The sequence below is a fragment of the Hymenobacter rigui genome (assembly GCF_003944715.1).
In the GTDB taxonomy this organism is placed as follows: Bacteria; Bacteroidota; Bacteroidia; order Cytophagales; family Hymenobacteraceae; genus Hymenobacter; species Hymenobacter rigui.
In genome coordinates this window covers 174,868-187,000 of sequence record NZ_RWIT01000009.1, presented here as the reverse complement: position 1 = coordinate 187,000, position 12,133 = coordinate 174,868, and the positions used below count along the sequence as shown (strand labels likewise).

Genomic DNA, 12,133 nt, shown 5'->3' with positions numbered 1-12,133 from the left:
CAGGCCCGTACCCGTGAAGCAGTGGAGGCGGCTATCCAAACGGCCGTGGACTGGATTTCCAGCAAGGACGCCAAAGCCTGGTTCAACCATTGCGGCTATCATGTATACCGTTCATGAATCCGCTATAGCTACCTTTCAAGCCATCATTTATTATCTCCTGATACTACTTATAAGCCTTCTCGCCGGCTTTGATTTCCACGGTCAGGCGGTTGTCGGCGGGGGGCACGGGGCAGGCGTAGCCGTCGGCGTAGGCGCAGTAGGGGTTGTAGGCTTCGTTGAAGTCGAGGATAACTTCTGTGTCGCCGGCGGCGGGCAGGGGCGCATCGAGGTAGCGGCCGCCGCCGTAGGTAGCGAAGCCGTTGGTACGGTCGGTGAAGGGAACAAACAGGGTCGTATCCTTGCCATCGGCTTTCAGGAACAGCGTGAGCTTGTATTCCTGCTTGTTGAGAATAAAGCTGGCCCGGCCCCAGCGCAGGTACTTGTCGACCTTACCGTCGGTGAGGGGCATTTCCACCGTGTCGCGCTGGGCCAGCTGCTCCAGTTGGGCCTCGAATCGGTAATCCGTATCCGGAGCATAGTACTTCAGGCTGTCGAAGGTCTGGCGCTGTTCCGGGCTCAGGGGCGAATCCTCGGCCCGGTGGAAGCCCGTATTTTTAGCCTCCCGGGCCTTGCGCAGCTGGGCGGCATATTGGTCATCGTTGAAGAGAATATCCTGGGCGAAGTAGCCGAACACCAGCAGCAGGCCGAGGGCAATGAACAGTTTGGGGTTGAGACGCATGCCGCAAAAGTAACGCGCTGCTTCGGCACCACGCTACAGCATCCCTTCGTCGGCGAAGCTGTAGTAGCCGCTATCGGTGTAGATGAGGTGGTCGAGGATGGGCAGGTCGAGGAACTGGCCGGCATCTTTGAGCTTGCGGGTGAGGGCAATGTCGGCGGCCGAGGGGTTCTTGTTCCCGCTGGGGTGGTTGTGCACCAGAATCACGCTACTGGCCAGCTGCTCCAACGCTTCCTTGAAAATCAGCTTCGGGTCGGCCACAGTGCCGGCCACGCCGCCCCGACTGATGCTCACGGTGCGCATCACCACGTTGGCCCGGTTCAGCAGCACCACCCAGAACTCCTCGTGGGGCAAATCCTGGAGGTGGGGCCGCACCACGCGGTAAATGTCGCGGGAGTTGGTGATGGTGGGGCGGGCGGGGGCATCGGCTTCCTTGCGGCGGCGGCCCAGCTCCAGGGCCGCTATGATGGTAATGGCTTTGGCCTCTCCTATCCCCTTCTGGCGCATCAGCTCTTTCAGGGAGAATCGGGCTAGGGCGTTCAGGTCGTTCTGGGCGGCATTGAGCACCAGCTTGGCCACATCCACGGCCGACAGTTTGGCGGTGCCCGAGCCTAGCAGAATGGCCAGCAGCTCGGCGTCCGACAACGCGGCGCGGCCCTTCTGCATCAGCTTTTCGCGGGGCCGGTCTTCCTCGGCCCAGCTCTTAATACCGAAAGCAGCGGGGGGTTCATAGGGTCGGGCCGAGTCGTCGGGCGGCACAGGCAGGTGGATATTTTCGGTCAGATTGTCAAACTCTTGCATAGGGCACCGTTGTTGTTAGCTCCGGAATTTAAAGCAAAAACCCCGCAACCCCGTTTCTACTAGTAACAATCCGATACCGGCCACCGCTTGGCCGGCGGATTTGTTGATTTTCATATGCGCAATCCGTCTTTTCTCGTGTTCTTTTTTGCCCTGGTTGCCGCCGCTGAGTGGTATGGCTATCAGGCGTTTCGCACCGCTTTTGCCTCTTCCGAGTCCGGGAGCCGCCGCCTAGTAGCTGGACTGTACTGGGGTGTTTCGATGTTGGTTTGGGTGCTGGGCATCTGGGCCATGCGCAACCGCCACGAGCATCCGTCCTTTAAATCGTATTTGGGCGGGGTGCTGCTGGCCGTAATAGCCGCCAAACTCGTCATTCTAATTCCGCTGCTGCTGGAAGACCTCACCCGCCTGGGCCGCTGGGCCCTGCAGCTGGGCAACCGGCCCGCTGGTAATGCCGGTACCGGCATTTCGCGTAGTGAGTTTCTGAGCAAGGCCGCGCTGGTGTTGGGGGCCATTCCGTTTGTGTCGCTGCTGTGGGGCATGGCCAAGGGCGGCACCGACTACACCGTCCGCCGGGTGGTGCTGCGCTTTCCCAACCTGCCGGCCTCGTTCGATGGGTTCACACTGCTCCAGATTTCCGACCTGCATACCGGCTCCTTCCACTCCAAAGAGCCCTTGCAGCGGGCCGTCAACATCATCAACGAGCAGAAAGCCGACCAGATCTTCATGACCGGCGATTTGGTGAACAACTACGCCACCGAGGTGGAGGAGCACATCGACACGCTAGCCGGCATCCGCTCGGAGCGGCCCATCTATTCCATCCTCGGCAACCACGACTACGCCGACTATGTAAATTGGGACGCCGAAGGGGGCCGGCCCGCCAAGGACGCCAACCTGGCCCGCCTGAAGCAAAATCACGCCAAAATTGGCTGGGAACTGCTGCTGGATGAGGCCCGCACCGTGGAGCGCAACGGCGAGAAGATTGTCATTCTGGGCGTGCAGAACTGGGGGGCGCGCATGGGCTTCCCCAAGTACGGCCAGCTGGCCAAAGCCCACGCCGCCGCCGCTGCCGACGCGCCGTTTAAAATTCTGCTCAGCCACGACCCCTCCCACTGGGAAGGCGAGGTACAGCAGTACGAGGACATCGACCTGATGCTGGCGGGCCACACCCACGGCATGCAGTTCGGCGTGAATCTGCCGTTTCTGAAGTGGAGCCCCGTGCAGTACGCTTACAAGCAGTGGGCCGGCCTCTACCAGCGCGGCAAGCAGTATTTGTATGTGAATGCCGGACTGGGCTTCATTGGCTACCACGGCCGGGTGGGCTTTCTGCCCGAAATTACCGTATTCGAGCTGCGGCGCGGATAATTGATTGATTACCCGACCACTACTAAAACCACTGCGGCCTGCCGTAGTGGTTTTTTGTTTGCTCCGGCAGTAACCGACGATGCTTGCACTCCGTATAGCTCGCATTAGATTTTTCCTACCCTCTTCTCTCCCTCCAACTTCTCTCACAGTTCTCTCAAGCCATGAAAAAGACCCTGTTAATTCTTTCGGCTGCGGCTGCGTTTATGACGGCCTCTTGCTCGGAAAACAAAACTGCTGATACCGCCACCACTTCGGCCGACGGTACCACGACCACCACTACTACCACCACAACTACTTCCTATACGCCCGAAGCCATTGAGCGCCGTGCCGACCGGATTGCCGCTGATATGGCAACCAAAATGAAGTTCGATGATGCGACCCGCACCAAAGTGCGTACCATCTATGTAACCCGCGGCCAGCGCATTGCCGAGCTGCAGAACAAATATGCTTCCGATACGATGGGTATGGCCGCTGCCATGCGCGGTGTATACACCGATACCGACGCGGAAATGAAGACCATCTTCACCGACCCTACGCAGTATTCGGCCTACGAATCGAGCCGTACGGACTATATGGATGACCGGTACATGGATGATAACGCCATGTCGTCGTCGGATTCCAATATGGACACGACCAGCATGAGCTCCTCTTCATCTTCGGATATGAGCACTACCAGCTCAACCGGGACAATGGAATCGGGTGCTGGCGTAAGCAAAATGAAGGCGAAGGCCGAGGACGGCAGCAAAATCAAAATAAAAGACAACGGCAAGGTGAAAACCAAAGATGCCGACGGCGAAAAAACCAAGATGTAATACCGGGTTTCCCAAACGGGCAACTGGTTACAGGAGCCACACCCAAGGCTGGGTGTGGCTCTTTTTTTGCCACACCGCCTATCCTGAACCGGGCTGCAACGCCCGGGGCTCTTTTTGTCTCCTTTCGGCGTTGTTCCGTCGATGATGCTCCGTAGTCGGTAGGTTTTATTGGGTTTATCTGCCCGGGGTGCGTTAGTTTGTTGCCTGATGATGTGTTTCCGTTTACCTGTCCGTTGGGTGTTGCGTGGGTTGCTGCTGCTGCCGCTACTGTTGTTGGCAGGGCTGGTGCAGGCCCAGGTGCGCGTAACCGGCAGCATTTCCGATGCGGCTTCCCGGCGGCCGGTACCGGGCGCTACCGTGCTTATCCAGCGTACCCGTGCCGGTGTAGTAGCCAATAAGGAAGGCGACTTCAATATTGTAGTCAACAGCACCGATACGCTGGTATTTCGGGCCGTTGGCTACAAAGCCCAGCGGCTGCCGCTGGGCGGCACCGGCCTTTCGCAGCTGATTATCCAGATCAAGCTACAGCAGGACACGGTGCAGTTGGGCGAGGTACGCATTACCGAAGGACGCCCTGACCGCGCCACTATCAACCGGGCGTTGCGTAACATCAAGCGGCCCAGCACCGCGCCCACCAGCGCCGTGAAGCGCCCACCCGCGCCCAAACCCCTGTTCCCCGTCGATTCGGCCGCACCCAAGGCTCCGGTACCTACTCTGGCCAGCCCCGTGAGCCTGCTGTATGAGCAGTTTTCGCGGGAAGGCAAGCAGCGCCGCAAAATGGAGGAAATCAACAAGGAAGAAGCCGCCGCCAAAGCCGCCGAGCTGGACCGCCAGAACCGCCGCCGCTACAACAAAAACTTCAAGGATAACACCGGCTACGAGGTGAAGTAAACTTCTGACATCAAGAAGAAAAAACAAAAAGTCAGAGCGTGTATGATGACCAGTCAGGCCATACACGCTCTGACTTTTTACTTTTTCCCTTTGACTTGCGTACAGCCCGGCTATGAAGATTGGATATCCTTGCGTGAATGAGTCGCTGGACTGCACTACGACCAGCACATTCCGGCTGGCCTCCTACTCCGATGAGCGGGTAGAAACGGCCGTGAGCAATAACCTGCGCTGCTTGCTGCGCATTCTGGAGTGGAACGTGGAGCAGCATCTGCTGTTTTTCCGGATTGGCTCGGGCGTGGTGCCGTTTGGCTCCCACCCCATCAACACCTTTCCCTGGCAAACGCGCTTTGCGGCCGAGTTCCGGCAGGTAGGCGACTTCGTGAAAGCCCACGATATGCGCATCTCCTTCCACCCCGACCAGTTTGTGGTGCTCAACTCGCCCGATGCCGGTATTGTGGAGCGTAGCGTGCAGGAATTGGTGTACCAGGGCTCGATGCTGGACCTGATGGGCCTCGACAGCACCCACAAGCTCCAGATTCACGTGGGCGGCCTCTACGGCGACCGGGAGCTGGCCATCAGCCGCTTCATTGCCACCTACCAGCAGCTACCCGAGGCCGTGCGGGCCCGGCTGGTTATCGAAAACGACGACCGGCTGTTCAGCCTCCAGGACTGCCTGCGCGTGCACCAAGCCGTGGGCATTCCCGTCCTGTTCGACAACTTCCACCACGAGTGCCTGAACCACGGCGAGCCGATGGCCGAGGCCCTGCGCCTAGCCGCCGCCACCTGGCACCCCACCCGCGACGGGGTAATGATGATGGACTACAGCTCCCAGGCCCACGGCGAGCGGAAAGGCAAGCACACGGCCAGCATCGAAGAAGACCTGTTCCGGGGCTTTCTGCTTGATTTGGGCGACCTGGACGTGGACATCATGCTCGAAATCAAAGATAAGGAAGCCAGCGCCGGCCGGGCCTGCGGCATCCTGCGCGACGTGGGCCGGCTGGCCGTATCGTTGCCGACGGCCCGGTAGAGCTTAACCCCTGGCGCTTGCCTGCCGTACAGCTATCCAACACGCCACACTGGCTGTTCTCAACTTACTTCTCCTCTCTCCCGATGCTATTCACCGACCTGCTTAACGCGACTACTCATTCCCTCGGCAACGGCCTGACGGGCATTCCGCTCACCGCCGCCATGGACAACACCGAAACCTGGCAGCAGCACCTGCTGCAAAGCGGCGAACCAGCCCTGCAGGACATCGGCCGCGAGCTGGGCAACTTGCAGTCGTTGCTGAGCGCCGGCGACGCCGGCCTCAACGGGGACGCCATTGGCCGCTCACTGAGCATGCTGGGCAGCCAGCTGGCCGAAGTGGTGCGCACCGCCCCCGACGAAGTGCGCAGCGGCCTCTCCACCCTCTCCGACCAACTGCTGAAAGCCGGCGGTCAGCTGGAAGACGCCCGCTAGCTGGCCCTTACTTTTCAACACATAAAAAGCCGCCCCGTAGTAGTACGGAGCGGCTTTTTTGTGCGTAGATGCACTCCGCTACGGGCGGGTGGTACCGGCCGGCGTGGTAGTAGAGGGCGTGGTGGTCGAAGGCGTGGTGGTACCGGGTGTCGTTCTGACGCGGGTGCCGTTGCCCATGGTGCGGGTGCCGTTGTTTATGGTACGGGTGCCATTGTTCATGGTGCCCGTACCATTGTTCATAGTGCGGGTACGCGGGGTGCCCGTTGGGGTGGTGCCGCGCATGTCACCGGAACGCCTGGTTGGCATGGTGGTGGGCTGCTGGTCGATGGCACTAGGTAGGCTGGTTTGGGTGGGGTTGGTAGTCGTGGGGGTGCGCTGGTCCAGCGTGCCGGGGTTGGTGGTGGGGTTGGCCGGGTTGGGCGGCGGCACGGTGGTCTGATTAAGCGTTCCGCCTCGTTGGGGCTCGGAAGGGGAAATCTGGGCGGAGGCGGCGGTGGCCGTCAGCAACAAAGCGGCAGCAAGCAGGGGAAATTTCATGGTGAAGCAGATCTAAGAAAGGAATGGCCCGCCCCAGTAGCGGGGTGGCGTAGGTAGCTGTACGTGAGGCTACTCCCATTCGCCGCATAAACCCTAAATCTTATTTGCGCGCCGTTGAGCTTGCTTTGGGCTAGAATGTAGCTGAAACAGAACGGTCATGCTGAGCTTGTCGAAGCATCTCTACCGCTTCGACAGATACTATTCACCGAAGCGGTAGAGATGCTTCGACAAGCTCAGCATGACGTTCGGCGAGTTGCAGACTGCTTTTCAGATACAACTGAGTCTATCAACACTGCACGGGCCCCTCTCCTGTTCAGCCCGCCACCGGCAGCGTGAAGCGGAAGGTGCTGCCGCTGCCCAGCTCGCTTTCCACCCACAGCTGCCCGCCCTGGCTGCCGATGAACTCGCGGGCAATGCTCAGGCCTAGGCCCGAGCCGCCGCGGTAGCCGGTTTTGTCGGGAATCTGCACGAAGCGCTGGAAGATTTTTTCCTGGTACTGGGGCGCAATGCCGGGGCCGTGGTCCTGCACCAGCACCTCCACCTGCTGCCCGCCCGGGGCCAGCGCCGCCCGAATGTGCAGCTGCCCCTGCTCGGGCGAGTAGCGGATGCCGTTGGCCAGCAGGTTCAGCAGCACCCAGGTGGTTTTCTCGATGTCGGCGCGCACGGGGGGCAGTTCGGCGGGCACCTGAATATCGAGGGTGAGCTGCTTGGGCTGGAGCTGGAGCTGGATGGTATCGGCGGCGAACTGCACGATGTCGTGCACCTGCGTGGGCTGGAAGTTGAGCTGTATGTTGCCCGATTCCAGCCGCGACACGTCAATCAGCTCGCCCACCAGCTTCAGCAGCCGCTGGTTTTCCTGCTTGATGGTGGCCAGAATGCGCTGCTGCTCCTCGTTCACGGACCCCACCTTGCCGTTTTGCAGCAGCTTCAGGCTGAAGTTGATGCTGGACAGTGGCGTTTTCAGCTCGTGCGACACCGTAGCCAGGAAGTTCGACTTGGCCTGATCCAGCTTCTTGAACTCCGACACGTTGTGCAGCGTGAGAATGGAGCCCACGAACTCCATCTTATCCAGGGCCTCGTTGAAGCTGATGACGTCGTTTACGGCCACGCGGTAGTACACTTCCTCGCCGTTGCGGGCCAGGGTGAGCACCGGGGCGGCCTCCTGGGGGCGCTGGGCGGCGGGCGTATCCAGGTGGCGCAGCAGCTCCCGGAACAGGTCGTTGTGGCGGGCCAGTTCGTCGGCGGGTTGGCCCAGCAGTCCGGCGGCGGGCTGGCCCAGTAGCTCGGCGGCTACGGGGTTCACCAGCAGCACCCGGCGGTGCTCGTCCACTAGCAGAAGACCCTCGTCGAGGTTGTTTACGATGCTGGCGGCGCGGTTGCGCTCGGCCATCAGCTGGGCCAGCGTGGAGGTGCGGTAGTCCTGGAGCTGCACCAGCATGCGGTTGAAGGCCCGCGCCACGGTGCCAAACTCGTCGTGGCTTTCCACCGGAATGGAGGACGAGTAATCCTGGTTGGTGGCGTTTTCGATGCTGGCCGTGAGCTTGCGCAGGCCCCCCACGGCCGCCTCGGGCACGCTCAGCACGAACAGCAGGGAGGTCAGCAGCGCGAAGGTGAGCAACGCCAGCACGTAGCGCTGCTGCCGGGTGGCGGCAAGGTTAGCCGCTTCGTTTTTGCGGGTGAGGGCCTGCGTATTCAGGTCAATCATGCGGTAGGTGAGCGTGCGGAGGCGGGCGGCGGTGGCGGCCTGGGGCCCCCGCTCGTAGCGGGCCAGCGTGGCCGTGAGGCTATCCACCACCACCTGCTCACCGGCTTCCGTTACGTTGCCGGCCTCGCGGGTAAGGGCCTCCCGGAAGCTGGCCAACGCCACCGGCGGCGCGGTCTGCACGCTGTCGAGGGCCCGCAGCATTCGCTGACCCAGCTCTACGGAGTAGAAGTTGTCCTGCAGCACGTTGCGCGCCGTGCGGTCGAGGCGGTTGAGCGAGAACAGGGTAAACGCACTCACCCCCAGCAGCAGCAGCAGCATGGTGACGAAGGCCAGGGTGATTTTGGTTTTGAGGTTCATGGGCAGGCAGTATCAGGGCTAGAAACTAGCTCCCCTCCTTGGAAAGGAGGGGCTGGGGGTGGTTGATTTTTTAGAGCTAAAAACTAGAGCTAGCCTATGTGCTGACGATTATCAACCACCCCCGACCCCTCCTTTCCAAGGAGGGGAGCTAGTTTCTAGCTTCGCGCTACATCAATAACTCACCAGAAACACGTCCACGTCCAGCGGGGAGCGGGCTACGGCGCGGATGAGGCGGCGCGTGACGCCGGGGCGCAACAGGCGCTGCCACCAGCTTTTCTCGCTGGTGACGCCGCAAATCAGCAGCGTGACGCCTTTTTCCTGGGCCACGCGCAGGATTTCGGGCACCGCGTCGGTGGCTTTCACGCGCAGAATCTGGCCGCCCAGCTCGGTGGTGAGCTGCAGGTTGTTTAGCAGGTGACGCTGGGTAGCCAGGTTGATGCGGTCGGCCGATTCGCGGGGCGTCTGTACGTAGAGCACCGCCCAGGACGCGGCCGAGAGGCGGTCGGCGAGGCGGCTGGTTTTGCGGATGATTTCCCGGGCGGCGGGGGCGTTGGCGTTGATGCAGGCCAGCAGGCGGTCCTGGTTGCGGCGCTCGGGGGCCACGGGTGCGGCCCCGCCGCCGTCGGTTTCAATCTGGCGGCTGATGAGGTTGGCCGTTTCGCGCACGGCCAGCTGGCGCAGCTGCAGCAGGTTTTCGGCCTGAAAGAAGTTCTGCAGGGCCGTGGGCACCTTGGCCGCATCGTAAATTTTGCCTTCTTCCAGGCGGGCGCGCAGCTCGCCCACGGTCAGGTCCACGTTCACCACTTCATCGGCCAGCTTCAGCACCTGGTCGGGCACGCGCTCCGTCACGTCGGTGCCGGTGATACGCAGCACCTGGTCGTGCAGGCTTTCGAGGTGCTGAATATTGACGGCCGTGAGCACCGAAATGCCGGCCCGCACCAGCTGTTCCACGTCCTGCCAGCGTTTTTCGTTTTCGGAGCCGGGCACGTTGGTGTGGGCCAGCTCATCCACCACCACCACCGAGGGCCGGCGCTGCAGAATGCCCTGCACGTCCAGCTCCTCCAGCATGCGGCCCTTGTAGAAAATGTGCTTGCGCGGCACGGTGGGCAGGTCGCGCAGCTGGGCCACCGTGCCGGGGCGGCCGTGGGTTTCCACGTAGCCCAGCACCACATCCACGCCGTGGGCGCGCAGCTCGTGGGCCTCCTGCAGCAGGCGGTAGGTTTTGCCCACGCCGGCGGCCAGCCCCAGGTACACCTTCAGCCGCCCGCGACGCCGCTGCTGCACTAGCCGCAGAAACCGCTCGGCCGATTGGTCGCGCTGTTGGTCGTCGTTCATCGGTGAAATGGTGAGGTGGCAGGGAATTGAGGTAGAGACGCAATATTTTGCGTCTCGTCGTTGGTGATATTGGATGACAGTTGCGGTACCGGCTGTTCAACGACGAGACGCAAAATATTGCGTCTCTACACCGCTAGTCCCGCTGCAACTGCAGCTCGGGCCTAGCGGGCATGTGCAGGGGCACGTTTTCGATGACGAAGGAGCTGTTGTCGAGACCGAAGCTTTCGGTTTCGGAGGCACCGAGGCGCTTCAGCCAGCCGTGCAGGCGCAGGGCCAGCCGCTGCCAGCCACGCAGCAGGTATTCGTAGGGCAGGGTTTTGTTGAGAATCACGAACTGGAAGTCGCCGGTGACGTCCTGGCCGCGCAGGCTTTCGTAGCGGCTGGTGATGTCCACTTCTCCGTTGCGCACCAGCTCCGACACCACCTGCCGGAACATGTAGTTGAGGGCGTGGTCGATGCGGAAGCCCAGGTAGAAATCAATGCGCACCAGCTCGTTGGGCAGCACGTGCGTCACGTGGTAGCGGCGGGTGTAGGGGTCGTCGGTGGTGTGCACATGGATGAGGTAGTACACATCGGCCCGCTTGGGGCGCTTCTTGAAGATGCTGTGGATGATGCCGTTTTCCACCTGCCGCGCGTCGTCCGACTTGGTGAGGTACACCAGGTGGGTGGCGTACTTGGGCACCGAGGCGTCGTTGCTGAGCTCCTGCAGCAGCGGCAGATACTCGGCCAGCGGGGTAAACTCGGTGAGGTCGTTGCGCACGCGCTGGCCCACAATCCAGCTCAGCATCACCAGCAGAATCACCGCCCCCAGCAGCACCGAAAGCCAGCCGCCGTGGGTGAATTTGGCTAGGTTGGCCACCAGGTACGAGCCCTCGATGAGCACGTAGGTGCCAATCAGCAGCGCAATCCAGAGGCCGTTCACGCGGCGCATGCGCAGGTAAAACGCCAGCAAGGCCGTGGTCATGAGCATGGTCACCGTCACGGCCAGCCCGAAGGCCGCCTCCATATTGCCCGACTCGCGGAAGTACAGCACCACGCCCACGCAGCCGGCGCACAGCAGCCAGTTCAGGCTCGGCACGTAGGCCTGCCCGCGCAGCTCGGTGGGGTAATCGACCTTCACCTTGGGCCAGAAATGCAGGCGCAGCGCCTCAATCACCAGCGTAAACGAGCCCGAAATGAGAGCCTGCGAGGCAATGATGGTCGCCAGCGTGCACAGCCCAATGGCCGGCAGCAGCGCCCACTGCGGAATCAAGAGGAAAAACAGGTTCTGCTCGCCCAGCGGCGGGCCCAGGTGCTGCAGCAGCCACGCCCCCTGGCCCAGGTAGTTGAGCACTAGGCAGGTTTTCACGAAGGTCCACGACAGGTAGATGTTGGGCCGGCCCACGTGGCCCATGTCGGCGTACAGGGCCTCGGCGCCGGTGCTGCACAGGAAAATGGAGCCCAGCAGCCAGAACGCGCCCGGCACTTGCGTGACCATGTGCAGGGCGTAGTAGGGGTTGAAGGCCCGCAGAATGCTCAGATCCTGCCCCAGATGGTACACACCCAACACAGCCAGCATCGAGAAAAACACCGTCATGACGGGCCCGAACAGCTTGCCGATGACTTGGGTACCGAACTGCTGAAACGCAAACAGCGCCACCAGAATTCCGATGACGATGGGCACCGTGTTGAGGCCGGGCCGGAGGATGCGCAGCCCCTCAATGGCCGAGGCCACCGAAATGGGCGGGGTAATGATGCTGTCGGCCAGCAGGGCGGCGGCCCCTACAATGGCCACCAGGTAGAGGCGGCGCACCGGCAGCCGCCGCAGCCGGGCGTACAGGGCCAGAATGCCGCCCTCGCCGTGGTTGTCGGCGCGCAGGGCAATGAGCACATACTTCACGGTGGTGAGCAGCGTGAGCGTCCAGATAACGCAGGAAATGGTGCCCAGCACCACGTCCTCGGTTACGGGCCGGTTGGCAAACACCCCGCGCACCGTGTACAGCGGCGAGGTGCCAATATCACCGTACACAATGCCCAGGGCCACCAGTACCCCGGCCGGGGTGGCGCGCCGCAGCGCTGCGGAGGAAGAAACTGAAGTTGTCATGCGCGCAAACTACACGT

The 12,133-nt window shown here is 61.8% G+C and carries 11 protein-coding genes; 5 read left to right on the top strand and 6 right to left on the bottom strand.

Going from position 1 to position 12,133, the window contains the following annotated elements; translation table 11 throughout:
• Window positions 1-163: 163 nt before the first annotated feature.
• Together EI291_RS16020 and radC are read right to left on the bottom strand one after the other, a co-directional pair.
• Window positions 164-778 (bottom strand): DUF1684 domain-containing protein, encoded by a 615-nt coding sequence (locus EI291_RS16020; RefSeq protein WP_125422150.1) that lies wholly within the window; start codon window positions 776-778, stop codon window positions 164-166.
• Window positions 779-811: 33 nt separating this feature from the next.
• Complete coding sequence (radC, locus tag EI291_RS16015) at window positions 812-1,576, bottom strand: RadC family protein (RefSeq protein ID WP_125422147.1); 765 nt, start codon at window positions 1,574-1,576, stop codon at window positions 812-814.
• 135 nt (window positions 1,577-1,711) lie between these two features.
• Here radC and EI291_RS16010 point away from each other — a divergent pair, with 135 nt between their 5' ends.
• From EI291_RS16010 to EI291_RS15990, 5 genes are all read left to right on the top strand, one after another.
• A complete protein-coding gene (locus EI291_RS16010; RefSeq protein WP_240635567.1) occupies window positions 1,712-2,938 on the top strand; it encodes a metallophosphoesterase in 1,227 nt (408 codons plus the stop codon).
• 161 nt (window positions 2,939-3,099) lie between these two features.
• A complete protein-coding gene (locus EI291_RS16005) occupies window positions 3,100-3,750 on the top strand; it encodes a hypothetical protein (protein WP_125422142.1) in 651 nt (216 codons plus the stop codon).
• 207 nt (window positions 3,751-3,957) lie between these two features.
• A complete protein-coding gene (locus tag EI291_RS16000; RefSeq protein WP_125422139.1) occupies window positions 3,958-4,641 on the top strand; it encodes a carboxypeptidase-like regulatory domain-containing protein in 684 nt (227 codons plus the stop codon).
• A gap of 112 nt (window positions 4,642-4,753) precedes the next feature.
• A complete protein-coding gene (uvsE, locus tag EI291_RS15995; RefSeq protein ID WP_125422137.1) occupies window positions 4,754-5,668 on the top strand; it encodes a UV DNA damage repair endonuclease UvsE in 915 nt (304 codons plus the stop codon).
• 83 nt (window positions 5,669-5,751) lie between these two features.
• A complete protein-coding gene (locus tag EI291_RS15990; RefSeq protein ID WP_125422134.1) occupies window positions 5,752-6,099 on the top strand; it encodes a hypothetical protein in 348 nt (115 codons plus the stop codon).
• Between the two features lie 78 nt (window positions 6,100-6,177).
• Here EI291_RS15990 and EI291_RS15985 read toward each other — a convergent pair whose 3' ends face one another.
• From EI291_RS15985 to EI291_RS15970, 4 genes are all read right to left on the bottom strand, one after another.
• Window positions 6,178-6,636, bottom strand: a complete 459-nt coding sequence (locus EI291_RS15985) for a hypothetical protein (protein WP_125422132.1) — start codon at window positions 6,634-6,636, stop codon at window positions 6,178-6,180.
• A gap of 313 nt (window positions 6,637-6,949) precedes the next feature.
• On the bottom strand, window positions 6,950-8,698 hold the full coding sequence (locus EI291_RS15980; RefSeq protein WP_125422129.1) for a HAMP domain-containing sensor histidine kinase: 1,749 nt from the start codon (window positions 8,696-8,698) through the stop codon (window positions 6,950-6,952).
• 171 nt (window positions 8,699-8,869) lie between these two features.
• Window positions 8,870-10,033, bottom strand: a complete 1,164-nt coding sequence (locus EI291_RS15975) for a sensor protein KdpD (protein WP_125422126.1) — start codon at window positions 10,031-10,033, stop codon at window positions 8,870-8,872.
• 133 nt (window positions 10,034-10,166) lie between these two features.
• Window positions 10,167-12,116, bottom strand: a complete 1,950-nt coding sequence (locus EI291_RS15970) for a KUP/HAK/KT family potassium transporter (RefSeq protein WP_125422123.1) — start codon at window positions 12,114-12,116, stop codon at window positions 10,167-10,169.
• Window positions 12,117-12,133 lie beyond the last annotated feature (17 nt).

What these genes read in the sequence shown, in the direction of transcription:
- EI291_RS16020 (WP_125422150.1), bottom strand. Translation starts at nt 778, where the DNA reads ATGCGTCTCAACCCCAAACTGTTCATTGCCCTCGGCCTGCTGCTGGTG.
- radC (WP_125422147.1), bottom strand. Translation starts at nt 1,576, where the DNA reads ATGCAAGAGTTTGACAATCTGACCGAAAATATCCACCTGCCTGTGCCG.
- EI291_RS16005 (WP_125422142.1), top strand. Translation starts at nt 3,100, where the DNA reads ATGAAAAAGACCCTGTTAATTCTTTCGGCTGCGGCTGCGTTTATGACG.
- EI291_RS16000 (WP_125422139.1), top strand. Translation starts at nt 3,958, where the DNA reads ATGATGTGTTTCCGTTTACCTGTCCGTTGGGTGTTGCGTGGGTTGCTG.
- uvsE (WP_125422137.1), top strand. Translation starts at nt 4,754, where the DNA reads ATGAAGATTGGATATCCTTGCGTGAATGAGTCGCTGGACTGCACTACG.
- EI291_RS15990 (WP_125422134.1), top strand. Translation starts at nt 5,752, where the DNA reads ATGCTATTCACCGACCTGCTTAACGCGACTACTCATTCCCTCGGCAAC.
- EI291_RS15985 (WP_125422132.1), bottom strand. Translation starts at nt 6,636, where the DNA reads ATGAAATTTCCCCTGCTTGCTGCCGCTTTGTTGCTGACGGCCACCGCC.
- EI291_RS15980 (WP_125422129.1), bottom strand. Translation starts at nt 8,698, where the DNA reads ATGAACCTCAAAACCAAAATCACCCTGGCCTTCGTCACCATGCTGCTG.
- EI291_RS15975 (WP_125422126.1), bottom strand. Translation starts at nt 10,033, where the DNA reads ATGAACGACGACCAACAGCGCGACCAATCGGCCGAGCGGTTTCTGCGG.
- EI291_RS15970 (WP_125422123.1), bottom strand. Translation starts at nt 12,116, where the DNA reads ATGACAACTTCAGTTTCTTCCTCCGCAGCGCTGCGGCGCGCCACCCCG.